Source organism: Bradyrhizobium sp. U87765 SZCCT0048 (assembly GCF_018131225.1).
Classification (GTDB): Bacteria; Pseudomonadota; Alphaproteobacteria; order Rhizobiales; family Xanthobacteraceae; genus Bradyrhizobium_A.
Map to the genome: position 1 here is coordinate 150,224 of NZ_JAFCMM010000004.1, position 25,740 is coordinate 175,963.

Here is a 25,740-nt window from a genome sequence, read left to right on the forward strand (position 1 = left end):
ACCTTGCGGTCGGTAGTTGCAGCCTCTAAGAGGCCGACCGAAAATGCAGCCCTCATTTCAGCTGCTGTCTGGGACACACTGCGCTTCCATGTTTTTCTGCGTCATCACCGGGCCGACGCGAAGCCTCGAGACCCGGCGATCCAGCTTTAAAGAAGCCACGTTAAGTCACGAGCAAGCTGGATTGCCGGGTCTTCGCCCGGCAATGACGCGGTGGGTGTGGCCGGCGCCGAATGCACTGCCGTCGCGCCGGCCGCCCGCCGCGGCCCTCACAACGGCGTGTTGCGCTCGCGGTTGTTGACCACGGCTTCCTCGAGATCGAGATCGCGTTCGATGCGCCGCCGCGTCTCGTCTGTGATCTTGCCCTCGCGCAGCAGCCCGTGCAGGAACTTGCGTTCGGCGGTGATCAGCTCGCGCACGATAGGCGCGCCGAGGGTCGCGGGGGTGTACTGGGTGCCCTCGGCGGGCGGCTCGGGAATGGCGCGGGTGCGGGTGTCGTGGCGGGCCTCGAGGAAGCCGACGAGGCTCGGCGACAGCTCGCGGCTGGCGGTGATGTCCTCCAGCGACTGCCGCGCCGACTGCAGGATCTCGCGCCGCGCCGCGATCTCGGCCTCGCGCTCGTGGCGGGCCTCCATCACGCCATGCTTCGACAGGCCGAGCAGCCTGACCAGCAGCGGCAAGGTCAGGCCGATGCCAACCAGCGTCACGAAGATCACGCCGAAGCTCGCGAACAGGATCAGGTCGCGGTGGGGGAAGGCGTCGCCGTTCGGCAAGGTCAGCGGCAACGCCAGGGCGACGGCGAGCGACACCACGCCGCGGATGCCGGTAAAGCTGATGACGATGGTCGAGCGCCATGGCGGCGGCGGATCGCGCTCGCGCAGCCGCCGGCTCATCGCCCGCGTCAGATAGGTGCCGGGAAACACCCAGATGAAGCGTGCCGCGATCACGATCGCGGACGTCAGGGCGATCGCCGTCACCACGTCGTGCAGCGGCACGACCTTGGAGTTTTCCATCAGCAGCCGCATCTGGAAGCCCATCAGCAGGAACAGGAAGCCTTCGATGAGCCAGATGACGAAATCCCAGAAGAAGATGCCCTGCAGGCGGGTGGCCGCGGAAATCAGCAGCGGTCCGTTCCAGCTGACATAGAGGCCGGCGGCGACGGTGGCGATGACGCCGGAGCCGCCGAGATGCTCCGGCACCCAGTAGGCGAGATACGGCGTCAGCAGCGACAGCGAGATCTCGACGCGCTCGTCATGGGCCCATTGCCGCAGCCGCAGGCTGAGCCAGCCGACCGCGATGCCGAAGAACACTTCGCAGGCGACGATGGCGACGAACGCGCCGGTGGCCTTGCCGAGCGAGAAGCTGCCGGTGCCGACCGCCAGCACCGCGAAGCGATAGAGGATCAGCGCGGTGGCGTCGTTGGCGAGGCCTTCGCCTTCGAGGATCACCAGGATGCGGTGCGGCAAGTGCAGGCGGCGCGCGATCGCCAGCGGCGCGACGACGTCCGGCGGCGACACGATGGCGCCGAGCACGAAGCCGAGGCTCCACGGCAGGCCGAGCACGAAGTGCGCGCCGGCGGTGACCGCGCAGGTGGTGAAGATCACGCAACCGATCGCGAGCAGGGCGATCGGCCGCAGGTTGGATTTGAACTCGCGCCAGCTCATCGACACGCCGGCGTAGTAGATCAGCGGCGGCAGCACGATCAGCAGCACCACCTTCGGCTCGAGCTCGATGTGCGGCATGCCGGGAATGAAAGCGAGCGCGATGCCGATCGCCAGGAACGCCAGCGCCGGCGTCAGCTCGAACCGGCGCGCCATCGCGGCGGTGGCAGCCATGGCGGTGAGCAGCAGCAGGACGATCAGGAAGTTTTCGGTCATGGCGATGCTCCCGTCACAACGCGCTCGCGGCGATATTGACCGTGAGCGCCAGCAGGGCGGTGTTGAAAATGAAGGAGACGACGCCATGCGCGGTGGCGGTGCGGCGGATGATGCGGTCGGTGATGCCGACATCGGAGACCTGGGCGGTCATGCCGATCACGAACGAGAAATAGACGAAGTCCCAGTAGTCCGGTTCTTTCTCGTCGCCGGGAAAGGCGAGCCCGCCGACGCGGTCGCCACGATAGAATTCGTGGGCGTAGTGCAGGGCGAAGGTGGTGTGGATCACCGCCCAGGACAGCACGATGGTGGCCGCTGCGAGGGCCGGCGCATAGGGCCAGCGATGGGCGGGTGCGAGCTCGGACAGGATCGCGCCGAGGGTGGCGAAGGCGGCGACCGACGTCAGCACCAGCACGGCGAAACGGCCATCGTCCTGCAGCGCCGCGCGGCGGCGGATCTGGGCGACGCCCGTCGTCATCACGGTGGTAAAGGCGAGCAGCAGATACAGCGCGCTGGCGATGTCCCAGGCGAGCAGCAGCCGTGTCGGCGGCCGCAGCATCGCCGGCATCACCGCCAGTGCGATGATGCCGACCGCGACGGAGAGGAAGAAGCGCGGCCGCGCCAGCACGATGCGCAGCGGCCGCGGCAGGCCGAGAAGCCGCTTCAGGCGGCGGTCGTGGTCGTCCTGGGCCACCATCCGCACACCCCGCCGGCGGGTCAGTTCTTGCGTTCGGCCACGAAGCGCGCCGCGGCGCGCAGCACGTCGGCCCGCTCGCCGAACGGCGCCAGCGCCTTGTCGGCGACGGCGAGCAGATCGCGCAGCCGTGCCTTGGCGCCGTCGAGGCCCAGCTTGGTGACGAAGGTCGCCTTGCCGAGGGCTGCATCCTGGCCGGCCGGCTTGCCGAGCGCGGCGGCGTCGCCCTCGACGTCGAGCAGGTCGTCGGCGATCTGGAAGGCCTCGCCGAACGCGCGTCCGTAATCGTCGAGCGCCTTGTACTGGGTGTCGGAGGCGCGGCCGAGGATCGCCCCGGCCTGGCAGCCGAAGCGCAGCAGGGCGCCGGTCTTCATCTGCTGCAGGCGGGCGACGTCGGGCTCGGCCTTGTCGCCGAAGCGGCCTTCGCCGGCGAGGTCGAGCATCTGGCCGCCGGCCATGCCGCCGACGCCGGCGGCGCGGGCGAGCGCGCGTGTCAGCCTCAGTCGGACCGCGGGATCGGCATGGACTTCGTCCCGTGTGCTGATGTCGAAGGCGATGGTGAGCAGGGCGTCACCGGCGAGGATCGCCGTGGCGTCGTCGTAGAGCTTGTGGGTGGTCGGGCGGCCGCGGCGCAGGTCGCTGTTGTCCATCGCCGGCAGGTCGTCGTGGACCAGCGAGTAGCAATGGATCGCCTCGAGAGCGGCGCCGGCGAGCAGCGCGCCGGCGCGCGGCACGTCGAACAGCGCCGCGCTCTCCACCACCAGGAACGGACGCAGCCGCTTGCCGCCGTTGAGGCTGCCATAGCGCATCGCCTCGATCAGGCGCTGCGGGCGGGCGATCTCGTTCTCCAGCACGTCGTCTGACAGGATCTGGCCGAGCAGGGTTTCGGTATCTTCGGCTGTTTTGTCGAGCCGCCTGGCAAAATCCTGCGGGGAAGCGAGGGTCATTCAGAAAAACTCCAGAAAAATGCGATGCGACAATCGGTCATGGCCACCGCTCCGTCAATTCCGGAGCGCCTGCCGCGCCGCTTGCTGGAGCGCGAGGCCGATCCGGGATATGCAGGGGCAGGGCCGGGCTTGAGGGCTTTTGCGGGCCGCAACAGGCTGGCCGGAACCGTTCGCTGGAACCCGGCTCGAAGAAGCGGGTTCCCTGAACAGGCCCTTGGGCCGCCACGATCGCGTATCGCAATGTCCGTGAGCCGGTAGCACAGCCCTTGCGCCTTGTCCGCAGCCTTCTCCTGATCGTGGTTATCGTTGTGGCGGTGCCCTACGTGCTGGTGCTGACCTACGGTGCAGGCCAGCCGGTTTCCACCCTGATGATGTGGCGCAATCTCACGGGGGCGCCGGTGACGCGCACCTGGGTCGATATCGAGGACATCGCGCCGGTGCTGGCGCGCACCGTGATCGCCTCGGAGGACGCCAAGTTCTGCAGCCATCACGGGATCGACTGGGGCGCCCTCCATGAGGTCATCGAAGACGCCCAGGAGGGGGAGGCCACGCGAGGCGGCTCCACCATCACCCAGCAGGTCGCCAAGAATCTGTTCCTGTGGCCCGGCCGCAGCGTCATCCGCAAGGGCCTGGAGCTGCCGCTGGCGCTGTGGATCGACTGGGTGCTGCCCAAGCGTCGGATCATGGAAATCTATCTCAACATCGCCGAATGGGGACCGGACGGCCGGTTCGGGATCGCGGCAGGGGCGGACTATGCCTTTGGCCGGCCGCCGTCGGCGCTGTCCCCCCGGGAAGCGGCCCTGATGGCCGCCATCCTGCCCAATCCGGTGGCCCGCAGCGCCCGGAACCCGGGTCCGGGGGTGCGTCGCCTGGCCGGGCGCTATGTCGCACGGGCTCAGTCGGAGGGGCCGCAGGGTTGCCTCGTCCGCGGCCGGGCGTCATGAAGGGGCGTCTTTCAGGAAAATCAGGCCATTCGCCCCCTAGATTTGCCGTCCCCCATCCTCTATAAGCCCGGCCTTAATCCGAATTTTGAGCTCGCGCCGGCGGCGCCGCCGAGCCGCCTCGAAAGGGGCGAGCGAGCGCCGATGGCTCGAACGATCACCTGAAGGACCTCTCGAATGGCCGTTCCCCGCAGAAAAACTTCGCCCTCGCGGCGTGGCATGCGTCGCTCCGCCGACGCCATCAAGTCCCCGACCTATGTCGAGGACAAGGACTCGGGCGAGCTGCGCCGTCCGCACCACCTCGACCTGAAGACCGGCATGTACAAGGGCCGCCAGGTCCTGAAGCCGAAGAAGGACGCCTGATCGGCGGACCTGACGGCTGCGCCGCTCCCGCGGCGCGGCTCGATCGGCGGCCTCCTGTCGTCCACGATGGGCCGGGGGCAGCCGATGCAATGGCTTCGAAATCGAGATTGAAGGCGCGCGGGGCACGCCGGTCGCCGACGTCCCTGTAGAGGAAGGCCTTGCCGATGCTGGTCGGTTTCCCGCTGCTGCTGATTCCGCTCGCCATCGTCAACATCATCGTCTTCCTGATGCCGGGGGTGTCGTTCACCGATCCCCTGATTACCGTGACGTTGATGTCGCAGGCCGCCTGGAAGGTGACCTTCGGCGACATCCTGGTCGCGCTCGGCATGCTGTTGCTGCTGTTCGAAGTCATCAAGGCGGCGCGGCCCGGCGGCAAGTACTTCACCGACCACTTCCTGGCGCTGCTGGTGCTCGGCGGCGCCGTGGCCGAATTCCTGCTGCTGCCGCAGTTCGCGACCTCCGTCTTTTTCCTGCTGACCGTGCTGACGCTGGTGGATTTCCTCGCCGGCGTGTCGCTGCGCCTGCGGCGCGAGAACCGTCGCCGCGCGGTCGTGGCGGCGCCGAGCGTCGCCGCGGAGCCCGCACCTGTTGCGCCGGCCCCCGAGCCGCCAAAGGCGGCTATCGCACCTGCACCCGTACCTGCGCCAGTGCCTGCACCCGTGCCCGCGTCGGAACCCAGGCGTGATGCCGAGCTGCCGCCGCCGATGGCGACCATCGAGCCCGCACGGCCTTCGCAGGCCGCGCCCGGCGTGACGCCGTCGCCGGGCCTGCAGCCTGGCGCTCCGCCGCTCGACCAGCCGGGTCGCTGACCCCTTCTCAATCCCTGTCTTCGCGATGACGCGCAGGCTTCAGGCGACGCGGGCTGCGCCCGTTGCGCGCGCGGCCTGCTGCGGTTGTGCGCGGCGGGCGACTGCCCGGTAGCTCGCCTGCGCATCCTCGGGGCTTGCCCGGCACAGGTTGCGGGTCTGCGGCGCATGGGCCGCCGTCGCGATCAGCTGGGCGACAAAGCCGGAGTTGGGGCGGACGCGCGGCCGTGGCGCCGTGCTCTCGGCCGGCGAGACAAGCGGCACCAGCGCGGTCCCGCGCGTGGCCCGATCCGGGGCGATGTCTGCATCGTCTGCTTCATCGTTGAACATGGCGGCGCCCTGACGGTGTCTCGTTTCGGGACACGAGGTCCCTTTCCACACCGTCATCGCAAGGCGCGTGCCGGACCCTGGCCGGCACGTGGCTACCGGTCCGGCAGGGTCCGACAATTCTTAAGTTCTTTAGGAACTCGGCATAGTCTGGTGGTTAAGAGACATTATCCTGAGCGGGGCGAATCATCCGCCCATGTCCCGAAACGAGGCGATCTTGAAAGCGGCTGCTTCACCCCTGACGGGCGCGGCTGAGTCTCCGGAGGCCGTCTCCGGAGCAGGCGTGCCGATGCTCGACAGTCCTGACGCCGCCACGGTGCTCCGCGCGCTGGGCCAGGCGACGTTCGCATGGGATCTCGCCAGCGACGCGATGGGCTGGAGCGAAGCGGCCGCGCGCCTGTTTCCGGATCTGTCGGCGACGGCGCTGGCGTCCGGCCGCGCCTTCGCCGAGGTGATCGAGCCCTTGCAGGGCGTGCGCGCCGACGCGGTGCTACGCTCGGGCCGTGTCGATACCGGCGATGGCGTGCCCTACCAGATCGAATATGGCGTGCGGGCCCGCGCCTCCAGCGACATCCAGTGGGTCGAGGAGACCGGCTGCTGGTTTGCCGGGCGCGACGGCAAGCCCGTCCGCGTCCAGGGGATCGTCCGGCTCAACAACGAACGCCACGCCCGTGATGCGCAACTGCTCAAGCTGTCGCAATGCGATCCGCTCACTGGCGAGCTCAACCGCACCCAGCTCGCGGCGGCGCTCGCCGAAGCCGTCGAGGAAGCGTCGCGCTTTCGCACGCCGTGCGGCTTCATGCTGATCGGTATCGATCATCTCGCCCATATCAATGAGGCCTTCGGCTTCGACGTCGCCGATGAGGTCATCGTCGAGATCGCCGCGCGCCTTCGCGCCAGGCTGCGCAGCGGCGACGTCATCGGTCGTTTCTCCGGCAACAAGTTCGGACTGATCCTGAAGAACTGCACGGCCGAGCAGATGTCGGTCGCGTCCGAGCGGTTCCTCGCCGCGATCCGCAACGACGTCGTGCCGACGAAGTCGGGGCCGGTGTCGCTGACGGCGTCGATCGGCGCGGTCGGCGTGCCGCGCCACGGGCGCACCGCCGAGGAGGCAATGGTCCGCGCCCAGGAGGCGCTGGAGCGGGCCAAGGCGCGTCGCCGCGGCAGCTTCCTGGCCTGGCGTCCGAACGTCGAGCGGGAGGCGCAGCGCCGTGTCAATATCCGCGTCACCGACGAGATCGTCAGTGCCTTGAATGAGCGCCGCCTCGTGGTGGCGTTCGAGCCGGTGGTCGATCTGCGCTCGCGGGCGGTGGCGTTTCACGAGTGCCTGGTGCGGATGCGCCAGGACGATGGCGAGCTGCTGCTGGCGCCGGACATCGTGCCGGTGGCCGAGAAGCTCGGGTTGATCCATCTTGTCGACCAGCGCGTCCTCGAACTGGTCGTCGCCGAACTCGCCGCCGCGCCGCAGATCACCCTCAGCCTCAACCTGTCGCCCGAAACCACCATGGATCCCGACTGGTGGTCGCATATCGAGGTGCTGCTGCGCGCGCATCCCGGCATCGCCGAGCGGCTGATCGTCGAGATCACCGAGACGGTGGCGATCCAGGATCTCGACGACATCCGCGGCTTTGTGATGCGGCTGAAGAATTTCGGCAGCCGGATCGCGATCGACGATTTCGGCGCCGGCTACACCTCGTTCCGCAACCTGCGCAAGCTCGGCGTCGATCTCGTCAAAATCGACGGCGCGTTCGTGCAGAACATCCTGCACTCCTCGGACGATCGTGCTTTCGTGCAGACCTTGATCGACCTCGCGCATCGCCTCGGCATCAAGACCGTGGCCGAATGGGTGCAGGACGAGGATTCGGCCACGCTGCTGAGCGGCTGGGGCTGCGATTATATCCAGGGGCGCCTGATCGGCCTCGCTTCGCCGGAGCGGCCATGGATCGCGCCGCCGCCGACAGGGCGTTCAGCGGCGGGCTGAAGGCGCCTTGCGCCGCCCTCGCGCGTGGCGCCGGGCTTCTTGCGGGACAACAAGCTTCGCAACTGCGGCATACGGTCCTGCCAAAAGAAAATGCGCCGCCGACGCGCGGCAGCGCATGGTCGTGTTCGCACCGGTCGAGGGCGAGGCCGCCCGCGACTACTCCTTGGTGTCGGGCTCTTTCGACATCCGCTCGAGACGGTCCTGCATTTCCTTCATCTGCCGCCGCAGCTCGTTGATGTCGTCGGGTTCTGGCGTGCCATCGGTCGGCGTGCGTCCCGATTCCGGCTCGGGCTCCTTGCGCAGGGAGCCGAGCCCGAACGGCTTGAACATCGCGAAGGTGCGCTCGAACAGTTCCATGTTGCGGCGAACCTGTTCTTCGAGCGGCGCGAATGGGCCGCTGCCGAACGCCGTCGTCATCTGCTTGCGGAACTTTTCCTGCTCACGGGTGAGCGAATCGATCGAGGCCTCGAGATACTTCGGCACCACCATTTGCATGCTGTCGCCGTAGAAACGAATAAGCTGGCGCAGGAAGGTGGTCGGCAGCAGGTTCTGGCCGGCCTTGTTCTCCTGCTCGAAAATGATTTGCGCGAGCACCGAGCGGGTAATGTCGTCGCCGGTCTTGGCGTCGTAGACGAGAAAATCCTCGCCCTCCTTCACCATCGCGGCCAGATCCTCGAGCGTGACGTACGTGCTGGTGCCTGTGTTGTAGAGCCGACGGTTGGCGTATTTTTTGATCGTGATGGGTGTTTCTGACTTCGCCATGGGTCTCACACGCTAAAGAGATTTGGCAGTTCACCGGACACTGCCGAGGGGAAGGTCAATGCAACGCAGCAAGGTAAGCATGTCCGGAACCCTTCGGCTACCGTTTTGTGCAGCACAGTTAATGCCCTAGGCGCTGTCGCGCTTGCGTGACGCACGCGCCGCAGTGATGGCGGGCGGCTCGCCGGTCCGTTGCGTCGGGGGCGATTCGATGCCGTTCCGGTCGAGGTCATCGCTGGATATCGCGCTCGGGCGTGCAGCCATCGCGCGCCGCGCGGCCGGCGCACGGCCGGAATGCGCCAGGTGCGGGCAAGCGTGGAGGCCGGGCAATCCGCCGGTTTCAGCCGCGCCCGCTGCAGTGCGGGCCGGCGGCTGGACGGGACCTGCGGGCCGGCCGCGAATTCGCGGCACTGGCCAATTGACACGCCTGTCTTAGCTTAACAGGATAGGTTCGAGACCTCGCCCTGCCAGCCCCGGCACGGGCCTGTGCCCCCGATACTCAAGCCAAGGAGAGATCCCATGTCCGACGATGTCGTCATCGTCAGCGCTGCCCGCACCGCTGTCGGTGCCTTCAATGGCGCTTTCGCCAACATTCCCGCCCATGACCTCGGTGCTGCCGCGATCAAGGCGGCGCTGGAGCGAGCGGGCGTCGAGCCGGGCCGCGTGTCCGAGGTGATCATGGGGCAGATCCTGACCGCGGCGCAGGGCCAGAACCCGGCCCGCCAGGCCTCGATCGCCGCCGGCATTCCGGTGGAGAGCCCGGCCTGGGGCGTCAACCAGCTGTGCGGCTCCGGCCTGCGCTCGGTGGCGCTCGGCTACCAGGCCATCGTCAACGGCGATTCCGAGATCGTGGTCGCCGGCGGCCAGGAATCCATGAGCATGGCGCCCCACGCCCAGTACCTGCGCAGCGGCGTGAAGATGGGCGGCGTCGAGTTCGTCGACACCATGATCAAGGACGGCCTGTGGGACGCTTTCAACGGCTACCACATGGGCAACACCGCCGAGAATGTCGCGCGCCAGTTCCAGATCACCCGCCAGCAGCAGGACGAGTTCGCCGTCGGCTCGCAGAACAAGGCCGAGGCGGCGCAGAAGGCCGGCCGCTTCAAGGACGAGATCGTCCCGTTCATCGTCAAGACCCGCAAGGGCGACGTCGTTGTCGACACCGACGAGTATCCGCGCCATGGCGCCAGCATCGACGCCATGGGCAAGCTGCGCCCGGCGTTCGAGAAGGATGGCACCGTGACCGCCGGCAATGCGTCGGGCATCAATGACGGCGCTGCCGCGCTCGTCCTGATGAGCGCCAAGCAGGCCGCCAGGGAAGGCCGCACCCCGATCGCCCGCATCGTGTCGTGGGGCCAGGCCGGCGTCGATCCCTCGATCATGGGCACCGGCCCGATCCCGGCGTCGCGCGCCGCGCTCAAGAAGGCCGGCTGGAAGACCGACGACCTCGACCTCATCGAGGCCAACGAGGCGTTCGCCGCGCAGGCGTGCGCCGTCAACAAGGACCTCGGCTGGGACACCTCCAAGGTCAACGTCAACGGCGGTGCGATCGCCATCGGTCATCCGATCGGCGCCTCGGGCGCGCGCGTGCTGGTGACACTGCTGCACGAGATGCAGAAGCGTGACGCCAAGAAGGGCCTTGCCACGCTGTGCATCGGCGGCGGCATGGGCATCGCGCTCTGCGTCGAGCGCTGATACGCCGCGCGTCAGCGCGCCGCACAATTCATCATCGCGACATGCCCGGCCTTTGTGCCGGGCATTTTCGTTTGCCGGATCATTCGTCAAGTTTTGGTCTTGCAGTTCTCACAATTGCTCGGAATACTTTGACAACGATAAAAATCGGCTGATCACGTCAAGGAGGACCTGAGCATGGCACGTGTAGCGTTGGTGACGGGTGGGACGCGAGGGATCGGTGCGGCGATCAGCAAGGCGTTGAAGGCGGCCGGTTACAAGGTTGCCGCGAGCTATGCCGGCAACGACGAGGCCGCCAACAAGTTCAAGGCCGAGACACACATCCCCGTCTACAAATGGGATGTCGCCTCGTTCGACGCCTGCTCCGAGGGGATCAAGAAGGTCGAGGACGAGCTCGGTCCGGTCGATGTGCTGGTCAACAATGCCGGCATCACCCGCGACGGCGCCTTCCACAAGATGACGATCGAGCAGTGGAATGCGGTGATCAACACCAATCTCGGCTCGCTGTTCAACATGACGCGCCCGGTGATCGAGGGCATGCGCGCCCGCAAGTTCGGCCGCATCATCAACATCTCGTCGATCAACGGCCAGAAAGGCCAGTTCGGCCAGGTCAACTACTCGGCGGCGAAGGCCGGCGACATCGGCTTCACCAAGGCGCTGGCGCTGGAAAACGCCCGTGGCGGAATTACCGTCAACGTCATCTGCCCCGGCTACATCAACACCGAGATGGTGCAGGCGGTGCCGAAGGAAGTCGTCGAGAAGAGCATTCTGCCGATGATCCCGGTCAATCGCCTCGGCGAGCCCGAGGAGATCGCGCGTGCCGTGGTCTTCCTGGCGTCCGACGACGCCGGCTATATCACCGGCTCGACGCTGACCATCAACGGCGGCCAGTATCACGCCTGAGCTTCGTCCGGCGTCTCGCGATACCCGTAAATGACGCCTGTGAGACGCAGCCAGTAGGACGTTGGGAGCAGAGCGCGAATCGTCGCGCTCTGCCATAACGTCGTCATGACCTCCGGCTCTGCAACCCTGATTGGCCTCAGTGCGATCCTGATGTGGTCGCTGCTGGCCGCGCTCACCGTGGCGACGGGCCGCATCCCCGCTTTCCAGCTCGCGGCGATGACGTTCGCGATCGGCGCCTGCGTTGGGCCGCTGACCTGGCTGTGGCGTCCCGGTGCGGCGCGGGCGCTGCGACAGCCGCTCAAGGTCTGGCTCGTCGGCGTCGGTGGCCTGTTCGGCTACCATGCGCTGTATTTCCTGGCGCTGCGTTTCGCGCCGCCGGCGGAGGCCGGGCTGCTCAACTATCTCTGGCCGCTGCTGATCGTGCTGTTCTCCGCGCTGTTGCCGGGCGAGCGGCTGGCGCCGCATCACATCATCGGCGCGCTGCTCGGCCTCGCCGGCACAGCGCTGTTGGTCGTCGGCCGCGGCGCCGCGGTGACGACGGCCTATCTGCCGGGCTTCGCTGCCGCGGTCTGCGCCGCGTTCATCTGGGCGGCCTATTCGGTGACGTCGCGGCGGCTCAAGGCCGTGCCGACCGATGCAGTGGCCGGCTTCTGCGCGGTGACGGCGCTGCTGGCGTGGCTGTGCCATCTCGCATTCGAGACGACGGTCTGGCCGCAGACGATGCTGCAATGGAGCTGCGTGATTGCGCTGGGGCTTGGCCCGGTGGGCGCGGCGTTCTATGTCTGGGACATCGGCATGAAGCGGGGCGACATCCGTCTGGTCGGCGCGCTCTCCTACGCGACGCCGCTGCTGTCGACCGGCTTCCTGATTCTCGCCGGCTTCGCGCAGCCGACGCCATTGCTGGCGATCGCCGCGGTGCTGATCGCCGGCGGCGGCCTGATTGCGGCGCGCGACCTGCTGGGCGGCAGGCGTTAAGCCTCCGGCGTCCAGCCGGGCGGCGCCAGCTCGAAGCCGGCGAACTCGAAGCCCGGCGCGACGGTGCAGCCGACCAGCGTCCAGTCGCCGAGGCTCTCGGCGGCCTGCCACGCGCCAGCCGGCACGACGACCTGCGGCGCTTCACCCGCCATCAGGTCGGGGCCGAGGTGCAGCGTACGGCGGCCGTGCTCGTCGGCGATCTCCAGGTTGAGCGGGCTGCCGGCGTAGTAGTGCCAGATCTCGACCGCGTCGACGCGGTGCCAGTGCGATCGTTCGCCGCGCGCGAGCAGGAAGTAGATCGCGGTGGAGGCGGCGCGGCCATGGGCGTCGCGCCGCGTATCGCGAAACACCTCGCGATAATGCCCGCCCTCCGGATGGGGCGTGAGGTGCAGCCGCGCGATCACGGCCGCGGCGTCGAGTGGTGCGGGGCGCATCAGCCGCGGTTCTTGCGCTCGCGCAGCTCGCCGAACACTTCGGCGGCGCTCTTGCCGGCGAGGCCGACGGCGGCGGCGACCGAGGCGACGTCGGCGCGCAGGAAGACGTTGGTATGCTTCTCCTCGCCGATAGTGGTCGGGATCGTCGGCTGGTTGGCGGCGCGCTGGCCGGCGGCCTGCTCGGCGCGGGCCTTGAGGGCGGCGTTGTCGGTCTCGATGCCTTGCGCGAACTTGATGTTCGACAGCGTGTACTCGTGGCCGCAATAGATGCGGGTATCGTCGGGGAGGGCACGCAGCTTGAGCAGCGAAGCCCACATCATTGGATAGGTGCCCTCGAACACCCGGCCGCAGCCGACCGAGAACAGCGTATCGGCGCAGAACACCGCACGCTCGGAATCGAACACGTAGGAGATATGGTCGAGGGTGTGCCCGGGCGTCTCGAGCACCCTGGCTGCGAGCGTGCCGACATGGACGGTGTCACCTTCCTTGACGCGCTCGTCGACCTGCGCGATCGCGACCGCCTTGTCATGGGGGGCGACGACGCGGCAGTTGTACCTGGCCTTCAGCTCGGCGATGCCGCCGACATGGTCGGCGTGGTGATGCGTCACCAGGATGTCGGTCAGCGTCCAGCCCTCGCGTTGCAGGGCCTTGATGATCGGACCGGCTTCCGGGGCATCAATCGAGGCCGTCGCCTTGCTGACGGGATCGTGGACCAGGTAGCCAAAATTGTCCGAAAGGCAGGGGAACAGGCGAATATCGGCGGCCATGACAACTCCATCGTCTTGTTGGCGCGGACGCTAGCACAGCCATGCGGCGGGTTGAAATCCGTCCTGCGTCCGGAGGTGACGGCGTGCTGCACGGCGGCGAGCGAACATGCTAGGCTGGCTGCAATGACCATGGATGTGATCGATCTCCGCAATTTCTACTCTCAGCCGCTCGGCGTGGTGGCGCGCCGGCTGATCAATCGCGGCATCCGTGCCCAGTGGCCCCATGCCAAGGGCCAGCGGGTGCTCGGCATTGGCTATCCGACGCCCTATCTCGGCCTGTTCCGGGAGGACTCCGAGCGCTGCATCGCCTTCATGCCGGCGGCGCAGGGCGTGTTGAAGTGGCCGACGTCGCGGCCGTGCCTCGCGACGCTGGTGGACGAGTTTTCGCTGCCGCTGCCGGATGCGGCTGTTGACCGCATCCTGCTGGTGCATGCGCTGGAGATGTCCGACGATCCGGCGGGACTGTTGCGCGAGGTCTGGCGCATTCTGGCGCCGTCGGGGCGGATGATGGCGATCATTCCCAACCGCCGCGGCGTGTGGACGCGGACCGACAAGACACCGTTCGGCCATGGTCGGCCGTACTCGCGCAGCCAGATCACCGAGCTGCTGCGCCAGACCTGGTTCACGCCGTCGGCGTGGAGCGAGGCGCTGTTCGTGCCGCCGATCGACGGCGGATGGTTTCTGCGTTCAGCGGTGGCGTGGGAGCGGCTCAGCGCGGCGATCTCGTCGCCATTCGCGGGCGTGCATATCGTCGAGGCGACCAAGCAGGTCTATCGCGCGATTCCGGCGCGTCGCCAGCGCACGCGGCTCATTCCCGCGCTCGATCCCGTGCTGGTGCCGACACCGGCGCCCCGCAGAGACGAAATCGGCGCGCCGTAGGCGAAGCTGTCGCCGTCCGGTCGCGCCGTTATCGTGTGCGCGCATGCGCGGGTGCGACGCCGAAACGTCGCGGGACTCACTCGCCCGAAGAGAAGTCTTCGCTCAGGCTCGGCTGTGCCGGGGTGCGGCCTTCGCCGCGCGGGCCATGCGGCCGGCGGCGGCGGCGCGGCGGAAAGCGGTCACCGCCCTGATGGCCGTTGCCTTCATAGCCGTTGGCGCCGTTGGTCGGCTGGGGCTGCGCGCCGGTGATGAACGACGGCAGGCGATCGACGTTGTCCGCGTCGCTGTCCTGATGCACCGGCTGCGAGCGGCCTTCACGCAGATTCTGCTCGCGCGGCTGTTCGCGCAGGCCGGGGTCGCGATCACGGTGCTCGCGCGGCTGGTACGACGGCTGGGGTTCGCGGGCCTGATAGGACGGCTGGGGTTCGCGAACACCGAAGCCGGGCTCGGCGCCGAAGTTCGAAAAGCTCTCTTCGTCCTCGTCGCCATCACGCAAATCGCCGTCGGCGCGCTGCTGCTGTTGCTGGGGTTGCGGCTGGTTCTGCCGGAACTGTTCCTGAGCGGTGGCAATCAGGCGGAAATAGTGTTCGGCGTGCTGGTAGTAGTTTTCCGCCGCGACCGGATCACCAGCGCTCTGCGAGTCGCGCGCGAGCTGCAGATATTTTTCGGCGATATGGGCGGCAGTGCCACGGATTTTGACGTCAGGTCCGTTGGAATCGTACACCCGGGTCATCGGGTTCTGGCCGCGGCGGTTGTTATTATTGTTGTGGTTATTCCGGTTCCGCATCCGCTTGTTGTTGTTCTGACCGTTTCTCATGTCGTGCCTTTTCGCCACCCTGAAGTCTCGATGTCGTCGTGGATGCGTGGGACGCGCATGGCGTCCGACTCATCGCCTGGTCTAGTTCCAGCGTCGTGGTTCAGAAGTTCCGTTCATCTGCGCCGAGGCTCTCGCATGCGGCCAACACGCATGACTGTCGGCGGCGGGGGCATTGGAACCGGATCCCCCGGATATCATCACGTTCAGCGCGTTTCGGGTGCGAAACGCGAGCCCCAAATCATCCGTCGTGCCTGCCACGGACGCGTCCCCCACACGCCGGCGCCGCTAGGCCGCCGGCTCGATCCGCTGGTCAGGCATGCCGCAACAGGCCCGACGTCTCGAAATGAGTGTATAGCCGCAAATATCAGGCTTTCGTTCGCTTGGCGGTTGCGGGCTGCGCGACCGTATGGGCCTTCGCGCTCCAGACAACCGGACTTTTGGAACCTTTCACTCGGTCTGGCTCTCGACGGGGAGAGCTTTAGCCTCCGCAGCGTCTGCGGGGTGGGCTGCCTGGACCGATGCTGTGCCCGGAACCTAGTCGCTCTCGAGCGATATTCCAAGAGGTTTTTATTGGGAAAAATCGGCCCCGGGGCCCCATTTTCGCCCGATCACGACCCGTGGGATTCCCGCCAGATCGGCCCGGATCGGGCCGTGGGCGAGGCCCGTCGCAGACATCAGGCGGGCGACCGTGGCGTGCTGATCCTGCCCGACTTCGACGAGCAGTGCGCCTCCTTCGCGCAGCAGTGGTACGGCCTGCGGGATGAGGCTGCGATAGGCGTCGAGCCCGTCGGCGCCGCCATCGAGCGCGCGTTGTGGATCGTGCGCGCGCACGTCGACGGCGAGAGCCGCGATGTCGCCACTCGGGATGTACGGCGGGTTGGAGACGATCAGGTCGAACGGCCCGCGCAGTGCCTGCGCATAGCTGCACTGGACGAACGTGGCGCGATCGGCGAGCCCAAGCCGGTCGGCGTTGGCGGCGGCGGTCTGCAGGGCGTCGGCGCTGATGTCCGTGCCGAGGCCGCGGGCCTGAGGCAGCTCCGACAGCAGCGCGAGCAGGATGGCGCCGCTGCCGGTGCCGAGATCGGCGATGCGCGGCGCGTCGTTGGTGCTCGCCCGCGCGATGTCGAGGGCCGCGTCCACCAGCGTTTCGGTGTCGGGGCGCGGCACCAGCGTCGCCGCGCTCAGCGCCAGTGTCAGTCCCCAGAATTCCTTGACGCCGAGAATGCGCGCCACCGGCTCACCGGCGCTGCGCCGCGTGGCGAAAGCGGCGAGCCGCTTCGATTCGGCCGTATCGAGTGTGCGCGATGACGCGGCTGTCAGTCCGGTAAGATCGAGGCCGAGCACCGCGCCGACCAGCAGGCGCGCATCGAGTTCGGGCGTCTCGATGCCACTCTCCCTGAGCCGGCGCGCGATCTCGCGGCGCGCCGCCGCGATCGTCAGCCCGGCGAGGCTGGCGCTCACGCCGCCGCGCCTTCGGCGGCGAGCTGGGCCGCCTGGTGCTCCGTGGTCAGCGCGTCGATCAGCTCGCCGAGCGCTTCGCCGGCGATCACCTGCGGCAACTTGTAGAGCGTCAGGTTGATGCGATGGTCGGTAACGCGACCCTGCGGGAAGTTGTAGGTGCGGATGCGCTCGGAGCGGTCGCCGGAGCCGACCTTCTCGCGGCGGTCCGCCGAGCGCGCCGCGTCGAGGCGCTGGCGCTCCGCATCGTAGATGCGGGCGCGGAGGATGTTCATGGCGCTGGCGCGATTCTTGTGCTGCGAGCGGCTGTCCTGCATCATCACCACGATACCGGTCGGGATATGCGTGATGCGGATCGCCGACTCGGTCTTGTTGACGTGCTGGCCGCCGGCGCCGCCGGCGCGCATGGTCTCGATGCGCAGGTCGTCGTTCTTGATGTCGACGTCGATGTCCTCGACCTCGGGCAGCACCGCGACGGTCGCCGCAGAGGTGTGGATGCGGCCCTGCGTTTCGGTGTCGGGCACGCGCTGGACGCGGTGCACGCCGGATTCGAACTTCAGCCGGGCGAAGGCGCCGCGGCCCTGTACCTCGGCGATGATTTCCTTGAAGCCACCCATGGTGCCGTCACTGGCGGAGATGACCTCGACCTTCCAGCCCTGCAGCGCGGCGAAGCGCTCGTACATCCGGAACAGGTCGCCCGCGAACAACGACGCCTCGTCGCCGCCGGTGCCGGCGCGGATTTCCAGCATGACGTTGCGCTCGTCCATCGCGTCCTTGGGCAGCAGCGCGACGCGGATAGCCTGCACCAGCTCGTCACGGCGCGCCTCGAGCTGCGGCCGCTCGCTCTCGGCCATCGCGCGCATTTCCGGATCGGTTGCGGTGTCGGCGATCATGGCGTCGATGTCGGCGAGTTCGCGCACGGCGGCGCGGTAGGTCTTCACCGCCTCGACCACCGGGGCGAGCTCGCTGAGTTCGCGTGTCGCGCGGACATAGGTCTCCGAGGAGACCTGGCCGAGAAGTTCGGCTTCGAGCGCGGCATGGCGCGCCAGCAGGACGTCGAGTTTGGCTTCGGGCAACATGGCGTTTCAGGGCGCTGCGCCGCGGGGGCGGCTTACAGCGGCAGTCCTTCCTTTTCGGCAAATTCCTTGAGCCGCTCGCGGACCGGGACGCTGCCGGCGGGAGCGTCGAGCAGCGGCTTGATCATCGCGGCGGCCTTGCCGACATCGAGCTCCAGGATCATCGCCTTGACCGGGCCGTGGGCGGTGGCCGACAGCGACAGCGAGCGATAGCCGAGCGCGAGCAGCGCCAGCGCGCCGAGCGGCTGGGACGCCATCTCGCCGCACAGCGACGCGACCTTTCCGGCAGCGGTCGCCTTGGTCACGATGTCGCGCAGCGCGCGCAGCACCGGCGTCGCCAGGGTGTCGAAGCGGTCGGACACTTTCGGGTTGCCGCGGTCGACCGCGTACAGGAACTGGAACAGGTCGTTGGAGCCGACCGACACGAAGTCGACGCGCTTGAGCAACTCGTCGAGCTGGTAGAGCAGCGCCGGCACCTCGACCATGGTGCCGATGTCGATGCGCTCGGGCAATGCGTGGCCGTGCTGGCGCAGATAGGTCAGCTCGCGTTCGACGATGACCTTGGCCTGGTCGAACTCGGCGACCTCGGAAATCATCGGGAACATGATCTTGAGCGAACGTCCGCCGCCAGCGCGCAGCAGGGCGCGGATCTGGCCACGCAGCAGTCCGGGCCGATCGAGGCCGAGGCGGATCGCGCGCCAGCCGAGCGCGGGGTTCTCCTCGGTAATGGTCTCCATGTACGGCAGCGCCTTGTCGCCGCCGATGTCGAGGGTGCGGAAGGTCACCGGCTTGTCGCCGGCGGCGTCGAGCACCGTGCGGTAGAGCTGCAGCTGCTCGCTGGCGCGCGGCAGGCTCTGTCCCACCATGAACTGCAGCTCGGTGCGAAACAGGCCGATGCCCGAGCAGTTCGTGTCCTCGATATGCGGCAGGTCGATGACAAGGCCCGCATTGATCATCAGCTCGACGGGCTGACCGTCGCGGGTCGTGGTCGGCTTGTCGCGCAGCGCGAGGTATTGCGCCTGGCGGCGGGCGCGGAAACGCACCCGCTCGGCATAGGCCGCCTCGATCTCGGCGGACGGGCGGAAATAGATCGAACCGGACGTGCCGTCGACAATCACCGCATCGCCGGGGTCGGCGACGCCGGCGGCGTTCGGCACTTCACCGACCGCGGGAATGCCGAGCGCACGGGCGACGATCGCGACATGTGAGTTCGACGTGCCTTCCTCGAGCACGAGGCCGCGCAGGCGCTTGCGGTCGTAGTCGAGCAGCGCCGCCGGGCCCATGGCACGGGCGATCAGGATGGCATTGTCGGGCAGCTGCTCGCGCGACGGCGCGTGGGTCTGGCCTACCAGCTGCCGCATCAGACGGTGGCCGAGATCCTCGAGGTCGTGCAGCCGCTCGCGCAGGTACGGATCGGTCGAGCGCAGCATGCGGGCGCGGGTGTCGGACTGCACGCGCTCGACGGCGGCTTCCGCGGTCAGGCCGGTGGCGACCGCTTCATGCAGCTTGTGCGACCAGCCGTGGTCGTTGGCGAACATGCGGTAGGCTTCCAGCACCTCGCGGTGCTCGCCGCTCTCGGCGACGTCGCCGCGCTCCAGCATGCGGTCGAGGTCTGCGCGCAGGTTGGCGAGCGCGGTGTCCAGCCGCTTGACCTCCTTCTGCAGGTCCTCGGCAATGTAATTGGTGATGACGACGCGCGGCTCGTGCAGCACGACATGGCCGAGCGCGATGCCGTCGGACAGGATCGAGCCTTCCTTGTGCAGCGAGTGCCGCGCGGCGGGTTCGGCGCCGGGCTGGGCCAGCGCCGACAGTTCGCCCGAGGCGATCATCTCCGCGAGCACCATCGCGGTGGTCTGCAGCGCCTCGACCTCTTCCTCGACATAGGTGCGGTGGGCGCGGTTCTGCACCACCAGCACGCCGAGGGTGTTGCCGGCGCGCAGGATCGGCACGCCGAGGAAGGAATGGTAGATCTCTTCGCCGGTTTCCGGCCGGTAGGAGAAGGCCGGGTGGTTCTGGGCGTTGGAGAGGTTGAGCGGGGTCGCCTCGCTGGCGACGAGGCCGACAAGGCCTTCGTGGGCGTTCAGCACGGTCTGGTGGACCGCGTCGCGGTTCAGACCTTCGGTGGCGTAGAGCTCGAGGGTGTTGTCGACGCGCAGCACATAGGTGGAGCACACCTCGGCCACCATGTTGGCCGCGATCAGCACGACGATCTTGTCCAGCCGCTCCTGGGCACTGACCGGCTCGGCCATGACTTCGCGGAGCCGTCTCAACAGGACGCGGGGGCCTCCCAGCGCGCTCCGCATATGCCGACACCTCCGCGTCTCGCAAACCCGGCGCCGGCCTGAGGCAGGAGCACGGGATTTAACCTTCAGGAATATAACAGCTTTTTGCTTTGCCCCAACCGCTTCGGCCAGGTCCTGGCCGAATCGGAGACCCACAAGCTGTGACACAATTTGTCGCTGCCTATTCCTCAGGCGTATAGCGAAATTGTGTTTGTTTTGCCAAGCAAAACGCCTGCCAGTTGACTGCCATGTGGACGGCTCGGGCATGCTCCGCGACAGGGCGTCGCGCCCGGTCCCGCGGGCGTTACCCGTTACCGCGCCGCGGCAGTCAGCGGTCGAGTTCAGCCGCCGCGAGGGCGGCAATCACAAGATCGACCCCGGCGTCGCCGCCGTCGGCGATCAGCCAGGCCGCTGACAGCCCGGTCCAGGCCAGGATCCATTGCAGCAGGCGGTGGCGCGGCAGAACGCGCAGTGACCATCGCGAGGCGGCGGGCAAAGTGTTCGGGGCGGATGGTGACGGGGCGCGACGGGTCGGCCATGTCCGGATTGGTGAAAATATTGGCATAGTCGAAGCCGCGCTCACCGCGCAGGCACCTGGGATCGATGGCGAGCCAGCCGCGTTCGCCGAAGTCCAGCACGTTGTCGTGGTGAAGGTCGCCGTGCAGGACGACGACGTCGCGGGGCTCGGCAAGCAACTGGCGGGCGATGATGTCGGCGCGTCCGAGCAGGCCGCCATGGATCGCGGCCACCGGGGCCAGGTCGTCGAACGCGGCTGCGAGAGGCGGCCGAGCGCCCGTTCCATGAGCAGGGCGTCGCTATCCGCGGCCAACACCCGCGCGGCGCCCTCGCCATTCCACCAGGCGAGCACGTCGCCGGCGCCCCCGGCTTCGGGGTGGGTGACGATCCTGAGCATCGCCGCTTCGCCGCCGCGGCGCACCGGCAGGAGCCAGGCGCCGGGCGTGACGATCGCAGGGCCGTCCGGAACGAGGGCCCAGCGCGCAAGATGGGCCGCGAACGAGCTGTCGGGGCCCGTCTGCGGCATGTCGGCCCGGTTCTAGGCCTGGTCGAGGCCGTACAGGGTGTGCAGCGTGCGCACCGCCAGTTCGGTGTAGGCGGCGTCGATCAGCAGCGAGAACTTGATCTCGGAGGTGGTGATCGCGCGGATGTTGATATTGCGCTCCGACAGCGCCTTGAACGCCTGGGCGGCAACGCCGGCGTGGCTGCGCATGCCGATGCCGATCACCGAGACCTTGGCGACGTCGGTGGCGCTGTCCATCGACTTGTAGCCGATGGTGTCCTTGGACCTGGAGATCGTCTCCTTGGCGCGGACATAGTCGGAGGCCGGCACCGTGAAGGTCAGGTCGGTGGTCTTGCCGTCTTCCGACACGTTCTGCACGATCATGTCGACGTTGATGTTGGCGTCGGCCAGCGGCACGAAGATGGCGGCGGCAACGCCCGGCTTGTCCTCGATCTGGCGCACGGAGATTTGGGCTTCGTCCTTGGAAAAGGCGATGCCTGTGACGACTTGGGCTTCCACGATTTCCTCCTCGCCGCAGATCAGAGTACCCGGCGGCTGGCTGGCATTGGGATCGATATCTTCTGGCTTGTCGAAGCTGGAGCGCACGAACACGCGCACATTGTGCACCATGCCGAGCTCCACGGAGCGCACCTGCAGCACCTTGGCGCCCTGCGAGGCGAGTTCCAGCATTTCCTCGAACGCCACCTTGTCGAGCCGGCGCGCCTTGGGCACGACGCGGGGATCGGTGGTGTAGACGCCGTCGACATCGGTGTAGATATCGCAGCGGTCGGCATGGATCGCGGCGGCGATCGCCACCGCCGAGGTGTCGGAGCCGCCGCGGCCAAGCGTGGTGATGCGGCCGGTCTCCTCATGGATGCCCTGGAAGCCGGCGATGACGGCGACTTCCTTGCGCTCCTTGAAGCGCTTGATCAGCTCGCCGCCGTCGATGCCGAGAATGCGGGCCGAGGCGTGGGCGTCGCTGGTCTTGATCGGAATCTGCCAGCCTTGCCACGAGCGCGCCTGGATGCCGAGCGCCTGAAGGGCGATCGCCAGCAGGCCCGACGTCACCTGCTCGCCGGACGCGACGACGGCGTCGTACTCGCGCGCGTCATGCAGCGCCGAGGCCTCGGTCGCCCAGGCGACGAGTTCGTTGGTCTTGCCCGACATCGCCGAGACCACCACGGCGACCTCGTGCCCGGCGTCAACCTCGCGTTTGACATGCCGCGCCACGTTGCGGATGCGTTCGATGTTGGCGACCGAAGTGCCGCCGAATTTCATGACGAGGCGGGCCATGTGGGTGGCGCAGTCCTTGACTGTGCAACACGCCGCCGGGGCGCATGTTGCGGGTTTATGTAACGGCCCGAACGGACGCGCAAAAAGGGAGGAGGCGCGCCGGCCAAAACGCGCGTATACATAACGCCGCGATTTGGGGCAAGCCGTCGGGCCATAGCCGCGGGGCTGGTCCGGGCGGGGGCCGGGGCGGACCGTGCGCGACGGAACGAGGGGGACCGGCATGGGCCGCTATATCGACCAGATCCTGCAGCCGGGAGAAAAAGTGCTGTATTCGACCACGCTGCATGGCGTGATCTACCTGCCGGCGATCCTGGCCTGGCTGGTGGCGGTTGGCTGCTTCGTCATGGAACGGCGGGCGCAGACCGACGGCGGCAACCTGATCTGGCTGATCCTGGCCGCCGCCGCGGCGCTGGCCGCCCTGTTCTGGACGCTGCGGGCCTGGTTCCGGCGATGGACCACCGAGACCGACGTCACCTCGCTGCGAATTGTCCACAAGGAGGGTTTCATCCAGCGCTCCACCTTCGAGATGAATCTGGACAAGGTGGAGAGCGTCGATGTCAATCAGAGCATTCCAGGACGAGTTCTGGATTATGGCGACGTCACCATCTTCGGCGTCGGCGAGGGTCGCAAGACCATCGCGATGATTGCCTCGCCGCTGCAATTCCGCAATCATATCACCGCGCGCTAGCTGCTTCGCCCGCACGCCCACGCTTCATCAAACCGTTATTGAAAATGGCCGCCAGCACATCATCTCCGTCCTCCACCGTCGATCCCGCGGAAGTCGCGAAATTCTCGCGGCTGTCGGAGGAGTGGTGGGACCCCAAGGGCAAGATGGCGCCGCTGCACAAGATCAATCCGTTGCGGCTCGGGTTCATTCGCGATGCGGCCTGCCGCAAGTTCGAGCGCAATGTGCGCAGCCTGAGCTGCCTGTCGGGGCTGCGCATCCTCGACATCGGCTGCGGCGCCGGGCTGCTGTGCGAGCCGTTTTCCCGGCTCGGCGCGCAGGTCATCGGCATCGACCCGTCGGAGACCAACATCGCGGCCGCCAAGCTCCATGCCGCCCGCTCCAGCCTGCTGATCGATTACCGCTGCACGACGGTCGAGGAGATCGACCCGCGTGAGCGCTTCGATGTGGTGCTGGCGATGGAAGTGATCGAGCATGTCACCGACGTGGGCGCGTTCCTCGACCGTTGCGCGGCGCTGATGAAGCCGTCCGGCCTGATGGTGGTGTCGACGCTGAACCGCAACTGGAAGAGCTTCGCGCTTGCGATCGTCGGTGCCGAATATGTGCTGCGCTGGCTGCCGCGCGGCACCCATGAGTGGGGCAAGTTCGTCACGCCGGACGAACTGACCCAGCATCTCGAGCGCAATCGCCTGATGGTCACCGAACAGTCGGGCGTGGTCTACAGTCCGCTCGCGGACAAGTGGAGCCTGTCGTCGGATATGGACGTCAACTACATGGTGGTCGCGGAGACGGCGGGCTGAGCGTGGCACGTGGCGCTGAGAGCGCGTTCGCTTTTGATGGAATCGTGAACGCGCTCCAGCATCTTGTTTTGACGCGTTTTCTTCACGCGAACCGGTGCCCACTTCGCTCGAAAACGATCTAGCGTTTGACCACCAGCAGCACGGCGCCGGCCGAGATCAAGGCGATGCCGGCCCAGCCGGTCGCCGACGGCCGTTCGCCGAGGAAGACGAAGGCGAACAGCGCCACCAGCACGACACTGAGCTTGTCGATCGGCGCGACCAGCGTCGCCGGACCGAGCTTGAGCGCGCGGAAGTAGCACAGCCACGATGCGCCGGTGGCGAGGCCCGACAGCACAAGGAACGTCCAGGTCCGGCCGGAAATCGCGCCCGGCGACTGAAACTGGCCGGTAAAGGTCAGCAGCAGTGCAAAACTCAGGAGCACGATGCAGGTGCGGATGAAGGTGGCGAGATCGGGATTGATGTTCTCGACGCCGACCTTGGCGAAGATCGCGGTCAGCGCGGCGAAGGATGCCGACAGCAGCGCCCAGATTTGCCAGGATCCTTGCGAGAATCCCTGCCACGACGACCAGCTATCGGGAGCCATTGTTTCGTCCTTGGCGTCGTCCGCGGCGTCGCGGGATCAGGAAAGGGGCGCGAGGGTCAGTTGCGGTCGTCCGGCAGCACCGGCAGCGGCGCCACCTCGATGCCTTCCTCGATCAGCGAGCGGGCTTCGTCGACGGTCGCCTCGCCATAGATCGGACGATGCTCGATGTCGCCATAGTGCATCTTGCGCGCCTCGGTCGGAAAGTCGTCGCCGACATTGTCGGCCTGGCTGACGATGTGGTCGCGCAGCTCCTTGAGCTTGGCGCGCAGCTCCAGCTCCTGTGCCGACACCAATGGCACCGCTTCGGGAGGCGCTTCCTGCACCGGCGTCGCGTCCATCGTGACGGTGCGCCGCGCGGCGGCCTTGGCATTGCTCTTGCGCGTCAGCTGCGGCGCCATCAGCGCTTTCTCGATCGCCGTCGAGTCGCAGGTCGGGCACGCCACGAGCTTGCGCTTGCGCTGGCTGTCGTAGGCCGCCGAATCCTGAAACCAGCTTTCGAAGTTGTGCCCCTTGTCGCAGCGGAGCGTGTAGCGGATCATGCCTTGCTCCGCACGAGCTGCAGATGGCCGGGGCCGCCATGCAGATCGGCGACACTGAAGCGGCGGCCGTGTTGCAGCGAGGGGATGCTCTTGCGCACGCTCTCGACCTTGGCGGGATCGATCCGGGCGAGGATCACGCCGGGCTCGGTGCCGCCTTCCGCGAGAATGGTGCCCCACGGGTCGACGATCAGCGAATGGCCGAAGGTCTCGCGGCCGTTCTCGTGCTTGCCGCCCTGGGCGGCAGCGAACACGAAGCTGCCGGTCTCGATCGCACGGGCGCGCATCAGCACATGCCAGTGTGCCTCGCCGGTCTTGCGGGTGAAGGCCGAGGGGATGCTGATGAACGATGAACCGGCTTCCGCGAGGGCGCGGTACAGCGCGGGGAAGCGCAGGTCGTAGCAGATCGACAGGCCGAGGCGGCCCCACGGCAGATCGGCGATCGCTGCCGTCTCGCCGGGCTGATAGTTGGCGGACTCGCGATAGGCCTCGCCGTTGCCGAGGTCGACGTCGAACATGTGGATCTTGTCATAGCGCGCGACGATCTCGCCCGCCGGATCGATCAGGAACGAGCGGTTGGCGGCGCGCTCGGCCGATGCCCGCACCGCGAGCGAGCCGACATGCACGAAGATCTTCAACTCGCGCGCCAGCTCGCGAAAGCCGGCGAGGGTGCGGTCGGTCTCCTCGTCCTGCAGCAGGGCGAACAGGGCTTGCCGGTTCTCCTGCATCAGGTTGCTCATCTCGGGCGTCTGCACGTAGTCGGCGCCGCCGGCCTTGGCTTCGCGGATCAGCGCTGCGGCCTGCGCGAAGCTCTGCTCCGGCGACAGCGAGGTGCGCATCTGGATCATCGCCG

The 25,740-nt window shown here is 67.5% G+C and carries 25 protein-coding genes and 1 pseudogene; 10 read left to right on the forward strand and 16 right to left on the reverse strand.

Features of this window, described 5'->3' with window-relative positions:
• Positions 1–266: 266 nt before the first annotated feature.
• Genes JQ639_RS23455 through JQ639_RS23465 form a run of 3 tightly spaced genes read right to left on the reverse strand, consistent with a single transcriptional unit; the run spans position 267 to position 3,512 of the window.
• The gene (locus tag JQ639_RS23455) at positions 267–1,874 is read right to left on the reverse strand and encodes a Na+/H+ antiporter (RefSeq protein ID WP_211967727.1); all 1,608 of its coding nucleotides are present in this window, start codon (positions 1,872–1,874) and stop codon (positions 267–269) included.
• Positions 1,875–1,887: 13 nt separating this feature from the next.
• Positions 1,888–2,568 carry a DUF1345 domain-containing protein gene (locus JQ639_RS23460; protein ID WP_211967725.1) on the reverse strand — a complete coding sequence of 227 codons (681 nt, stop codon included), beginning with the start codon at positions 2,566–2,568 and terminating at the stop codon, positions 1,888–1,890.
• Positions 2,569–2,588: 20 nt separating this feature from the next.
• A complete protein-coding gene (locus JQ639_RS23465) occupies positions 2,589–3,512 on the reverse strand; it encodes a polyprenyl synthetase family protein (RefSeq protein ID WP_211967723.1) in 924 nt (307 codons plus the stop codon).
• 266 nt (positions 3,513–3,778) lie between these two features.
• Between JQ639_RS23465 and mtgA the strand changes: the two genes are divergently transcribed.
• The 3 genes from mtgA (at position 3,779) to JQ639_RS23480 (ending at position 5,625) form a co-directional block, all read left to right on the forward strand.
• A complete protein-coding gene (gene mtgA / locus JQ639_RS23470) occupies positions 3,779–4,456 on the forward strand; it encodes a monofunctional biosynthetic peptidoglycan transglycosylase (protein WP_211967721.1) in 678 nt (225 codons plus the stop codon).
• A gap of 174 nt (positions 4,457–4,630) precedes the next feature.
• Entirely contained in the window at positions 4,631–4,816 is a 186-nt protein-coding gene (rpmF, locus tag JQ639_RS23475) for a 50S ribosomal protein L32 (RefSeq protein WP_211967719.1), read from the forward strand.
• Between the two features lie 164 nt (positions 4,817–4,980).
• Positions 4,981–5,625, forward strand: a complete 645-nt coding sequence (locus JQ639_RS23480; protein WP_371745145.1) for a hypothetical protein — start codon at positions 4,981–4,983, stop codon at positions 5,623–5,625.
• 39 nt (positions 5,626–5,664) lie between these two features.
• Here the strand turns inward: JQ639_RS23480 and JQ639_RS23485 are convergent, their stop codons facing one another.
• On the reverse strand, positions 5,665–5,886 hold the full coding sequence (locus JQ639_RS23485; protein ID WP_211967718.1) for a hypothetical protein: 222 nt from the start codon (positions 5,884–5,886) through the stop codon (positions 5,665–5,667).
• A gap of 352 nt (positions 5,887–6,238) precedes the next feature.
• Between JQ639_RS23485 and JQ639_RS23490 the strand changes: the two genes are divergently transcribed.
• On the forward strand, positions 6,239–7,930 hold the full coding sequence (locus tag JQ639_RS23490; RefSeq protein ID WP_211967716.1) for a putative bifunctional diguanylate cyclase/phosphodiesterase: 1,692 nt from the start codon (positions 6,239–6,241) through the stop codon (positions 7,928–7,930).
• Positions 7,931–8,086: 156 nt separating this feature from the next.
• Here the strand turns inward: JQ639_RS23490 and phaR are convergent, their stop codons facing one another.
• Positions 8,087–8,692, reverse strand: coding sequence for a polyhydroxyalkanoate synthesis repressor PhaR (gene phaR / locus JQ639_RS23495; protein ID WP_211967715.1), 606 nt, complete (start codon positions 8,690–8,692; stop codon positions 8,087–8,089).
• Between the two features lie 516 nt (positions 8,693–9,208).
• Here phaR and JQ639_RS23500 point away from each other — a divergent pair.
• From JQ639_RS23500 to yddG, 3 genes are all read left to right on the forward strand, one after another.
• Positions 9,209–10,384, forward strand: coding sequence for an acetyl-CoA C-acetyltransferase (locus tag JQ639_RS23500; RefSeq protein ID WP_211967713.1), 1,176 nt, complete (start codon positions 9,209–9,211; stop codon positions 10,382–10,384).
• A gap of 174 nt (positions 10,385–10,558) precedes the next feature.
• Positions 10,559–11,284 (forward strand): acetoacetyl-CoA reductase, encoded by a 726-nt coding sequence (gene phbB, locus JQ639_RS23505; RefSeq protein WP_211967711.1) that lies wholly within the window; start codon positions 10,559–10,561, stop codon positions 11,282–11,284.
• A gap of 105 nt (positions 11,285–11,389) precedes the next feature.
• Positions 11,390–12,259 (forward strand): aromatic amino acid exporter YddG, encoded by an 870-nt coding sequence (yddG, locus tag JQ639_RS23510; RefSeq protein WP_211967709.1) that lies wholly within the window; start codon positions 11,390–11,392, stop codon positions 12,257–12,259.
• On the opposite strand, the gene JQ639_RS23515 is transcribed toward yddG, so the two are convergent.
• Positions 12,256–12,693 carry a cupin domain-containing protein gene (locus JQ639_RS23515; RefSeq protein WP_211967708.1) on the reverse strand — a complete coding sequence of 146 codons (438 nt, stop codon included), beginning with the start codon at positions 12,691–12,693 and terminating at the stop codon, positions 12,256–12,258. The genes yddG and JQ639_RS23515 overlap by 4 nt on opposite strands.
• Positions 12,693–13,460 (reverse strand): hydroxyacylglutathione hydrolase, encoded by a 768-nt coding sequence (gene gloB, locus JQ639_RS23520; protein ID WP_211967706.1) that lies wholly within the window; start codon positions 13,458–13,460, stop codon positions 12,693–12,695. Before gloB ends, JQ639_RS23515 begins: the two co-directional genes overlap by 1 nt.
• A gap of 129 nt (positions 13,461–13,589) precedes the next feature.
• Between gloB and JQ639_RS23525 the strand changes: the two genes are divergently transcribed.
• Positions 13,590–14,339 carry a class I SAM-dependent methyltransferase gene (locus JQ639_RS23525; RefSeq protein WP_211967966.1) on the forward strand — a complete coding sequence of 250 codons (750 nt, stop codon included), beginning with the start codon at positions 13,590–13,592 and terminating at the stop codon, positions 14,337–14,339.
• Positions 14,340–14,415: 76 nt separating this feature from the next.
• Here the strand turns inward: JQ639_RS23525 and JQ639_RS23530 are convergent, their stop codons facing one another.
• The 6 genes and pseudogenes from JQ639_RS23530 to JQ639_RS23555 form a co-directional block, all read right to left on the reverse strand.
• Positions 14,416–15,156 carry a DUF4167 domain-containing protein gene (locus JQ639_RS23530; RefSeq protein ID WP_211967965.1) on the reverse strand — a complete coding sequence of 247 codons (741 nt, stop codon included), beginning with the start codon at positions 15,154–15,156 and terminating at the stop codon, positions 14,416–14,418.
• Between the two features lie 567 nt (positions 15,157–15,723).
• On the reverse strand, positions 15,724–16,617 hold the full coding sequence (prmC, locus tag JQ639_RS23535; protein WP_211967704.1) for a peptide chain release factor N(5)-glutamine methyltransferase: 894 nt from the start codon (positions 16,615–16,617) through the stop codon (positions 15,724–15,726).
• Positions 16,614–17,693 carry a peptide chain release factor 1 gene (gene prfA / locus JQ639_RS23540; protein ID WP_211967702.1) on the reverse strand — a complete coding sequence of 360 codons (1,080 nt, stop codon included), beginning with the start codon at positions 17,691–17,693 and terminating at the stop codon, positions 16,614–16,616. The genes prmC and prfA overlap by 4 nt, the downstream gene beginning before the upstream one ends.
• Before the next feature lie 32 nt (positions 17,694–17,725).
• Positions 17,726–19,993 (reverse strand): phosphoenolpyruvate--protein phosphotransferase, encoded by a 2,268-nt coding sequence (gene ptsP, locus JQ639_RS23545; protein ID WP_211967700.1) that lies wholly within the window; start codon positions 19,991–19,993, stop codon positions 17,726–17,728.
• Between the two features lie 307 nt (positions 19,994–20,300).
• Positions 20,301–21,014, reverse strand: a pseudogene (locus JQ639_RS35845) (aminoglycoside phosphotransferase family protein).
• 12 nt (positions 21,015–21,026) lie between these two features.
• Positions 21,027–22,283: an aspartate kinase gene (locus JQ639_RS23555; RefSeq protein WP_211967699.1), complete on the reverse strand. Its 1,257-nt coding sequence runs from the start codon at positions 22,281–22,283 to the stop codon at positions 21,027–21,029.
• A 220-nt stretch (positions 22,284–22,503) separates the two neighbouring features.
• On the opposite strand from JQ639_RS23555, the gene JQ639_RS23560 reads away from it, so the two are divergent.
• Both JQ639_RS23560 and ubiG read left to right on the forward strand, forming a co-directional pair.
• On the forward strand, positions 22,504–22,971 hold the full coding sequence (locus tag JQ639_RS23560; RefSeq protein WP_211967697.1) for a PH domain-containing protein: 468 nt from the start codon (positions 22,504–22,506) through the stop codon (positions 22,969–22,971).
• 44 nt (positions 22,972–23,015) lie between these two features.
• Positions 23,016–23,768, forward strand: a complete 753-nt coding sequence (gene ubiG / locus JQ639_RS23565) for a bifunctional 2-polyprenyl-6-hydroxyphenol methylase/3-demethylubiquinol 3-O-methyltransferase UbiG (RefSeq protein WP_211967695.1) — start codon at positions 23,016–23,018, stop codon at positions 23,766–23,768.
• A gap of 118 nt (positions 23,769–23,886) precedes the next feature.
• Here the strand turns inward: ubiG and JQ639_RS23570 are convergent, their stop codons facing one another.
• Genes JQ639_RS23570 through JQ639_RS23580 form a run of 3 tightly spaced genes read right to left on the reverse strand, consistent with a single transcriptional unit; the run spans position 23,887 to position 25,735 of the window.
• On the reverse strand, positions 23,887–24,351 hold the full coding sequence (locus JQ639_RS23570) for an EamA family transporter (protein ID WP_211967693.1): 465 nt from the start codon (positions 24,349–24,351) through the stop codon (positions 23,887–23,889).
• Between the two features lie 56 nt (positions 24,352–24,407).
• Complete coding sequence (locus tag JQ639_RS23575) at positions 24,408–24,890, reverse strand: DUF1178 family protein (protein ID WP_211967692.1); 483 nt, start codon at positions 24,888–24,890, stop codon at positions 24,408–24,410.
• Positions 24,887–25,735 (reverse strand): carbon-nitrogen hydrolase family protein, encoded by an 849-nt coding sequence (locus tag JQ639_RS23580; RefSeq protein ID WP_211967964.1) that lies wholly within the window; start codon positions 25,733–25,735, stop codon positions 24,887–24,889. Before JQ639_RS23580 ends, JQ639_RS23575 begins: the two co-directional genes overlap by 4 nt.
• Positions 25,736–25,740: the final 5 nt, after the last annotated feature.

Bases quoted from the DNA above. Each gene is read 5' to 3' on its own strand.
- ubiG (WP_211967695.1), top strand. From the start codon at position 23,016: ATGGCCGCCAGCACATCATCTCCGTCCTCCACCGTCGATCCCGCGGAA.
- JQ639_RS23455 (WP_211967727.1), bottom strand. From the start codon at position 1,874: ATGACCGAAAACTTCCTGATCGTCCTGCTGCTGCTCACCGCCATGGCT.
- JQ639_RS23560 (WP_211967697.1), top strand. From the start codon at position 22,504: ATGGGCCGCTATATCGACCAGATCCTGCAGCCGGGAGAAAAAGTGCTG.
- JQ639_RS23575 (WP_211967692.1), bottom strand. From the start codon at position 24,890: ATGATCCGCTACACGCTCCGCTGCGACAAGGGGCACAACTTCGAAAGC.
- yddG (WP_211967709.1), top strand. From the start codon at position 11,390: ATGACCTCCGGCTCTGCAACCCTGATTGGCCTCAGTGCGATCCTGATG.
- prfA (WP_211967702.1), bottom strand. From the start codon at position 17,693: ATGTTGCCCGAAGCCAAACTCGACGTCCTGCTGGCGCGCCATGCCGCG.
- JQ639_RS23460 (WP_211967725.1), bottom strand. From the start codon at position 2,568: ATGGTGGCCCAGGACGACCACGACCGCCGCCTGAAGCGGCTTCTCGGC.
- JQ639_RS23465 (WP_211967723.1), bottom strand. From the start codon at position 3,512: ATGACCCTCGCTTCCCCGCAGGATTTTGCCAGGCGGCTCGACAAAACA.
- JQ639_RS23480 (WP_371745145.1), top strand. From the start codon at position 4,981: ATGCTGGTCGGTTTCCCGCTGCTGCTGATTCCGCTCGCCATCGTCAAC.
- JQ639_RS23500 (WP_211967713.1), top strand. From the start codon at position 9,209: ATGTCCGACGATGTCGTCATCGTCAGCGCTGCCCGCACCGCTGTCGGT.
- JQ639_RS23490 (WP_211967716.1), top strand. From the start codon at position 6,239: ATGCTCGACAGTCCTGACGCCGCCACGGTGCTCCGCGCGCTGGGCCAG.
- gloB (WP_211967706.1), bottom strand. From the start codon at position 13,460: ATGGCCGCCGATATTCGCCTGTTCCCCTGCCTTTCGGACAATTTTGGC.
- JQ639_RS23555 (WP_211967699.1), bottom strand. From the start codon at position 22,283: ATGGCCCGCCTCGTCATGAAATTCGGCGGCACTTCGGTCGCCAACATC.
- phaR (WP_211967715.1), bottom strand. From the start codon at position 8,692: ATGGCGAAGTCAGAAACACCCATCACGATCAAAAAATACGCCAACCGT.
- JQ639_RS23530 (WP_211967965.1), bottom strand. From the start codon at position 15,156: ATGAGAAACGGTCAGAACAACAACAAGCGGATGCGGAACCGGAATAAC.
- phbB (WP_211967711.1), top strand. From the start codon at position 10,559: ATGGCACGTGTAGCGTTGGTGACGGGTGGGACGCGAGGGATCGGTGCG.
- JQ639_RS23580 (WP_211967964.1), bottom strand. From the start codon at position 25,735: ATGATCCAGATGCGCACCTCGCTGTCGCCGGAGCAGAGCTTCGCGCAG.
- JQ639_RS23515 (WP_211967708.1), bottom strand. From the start codon at position 12,693: ATGCGCCCCGCACCACTCGACGCCGCGGCCGTGATCGCGCGGCTGCAC.
- JQ639_RS23525 (WP_211967966.1), top strand. From the start codon at position 13,590: ATGGATGTGATCGATCTCCGCAATTTCTACTCTCAGCCGCTCGGCGTG.
- rpmF (WP_211967719.1), top strand. From the start codon at position 4,631: ATGGCCGTTCCCCGCAGAAAAACTTCGCCCTCGCGGCGTGGCATGCGT.
- ptsP (WP_211967700.1), bottom strand. From the start codon at position 19,993: ATGCGGAGCGCGCTGGGAGGCCCCCGCGTCCTGTTGAGACGGCTCCGC.
- JQ639_RS23570 (WP_211967693.1), bottom strand. From the start codon at position 24,351: ATGGCTCCCGATAGCTGGTCGTCGTGGCAGGGATTCTCGCAAGGATCC.